Origin of the sequence: Paraburkholderia sp. SIMBA_027 (assembly GCF_046535315.1) — a bacterium.
Lineage (GTDB): Bacteria > Pseudomonadota > Gammaproteobacteria > Burkholderiales > Burkholderiaceae > Paraburkholderia > Paraburkholderia tropica.
On record NZ_JAWRWY010000478.1, the window covers coordinates 1 to 276 of the forward strand.

General features: G+C 55.8%; 1 pseudogene. It reads left to right on the top strand.

Annotated features, from left to right (window positions below):
* A pseudogene (locus SB764_RS39905) lies at nucleotides 1-276 on the top strand (PrkA family serine protein kinase); the annotation flags it as partial.

Genomic DNA, 276 nt, shown 5'->3' on the forward strand with positions numbered 1-276 from the left:
TGGCAATCGGGGAACCAGAACAGATCGACACACGCAACGATCCGCGCCTGTCGCGCATCTTCGCGAACAAGGTCATCAAGGTATACCCCGCATTCCGTGAGTTCTACGGAATGGAAGATGTGATCGAGCAGGTGGTCGCGTACTTCCGGCATTCGGCCCAGGGGCTCGAAGAAAAGAAACAGATTCTGTATCTGTTAGGCCCGGTCGGCGGCGGTAAATCGTCGATCGCGGAACGCTTGAAGCAGCTGATGGAACGCGTGCCTTTCTACTCGATCA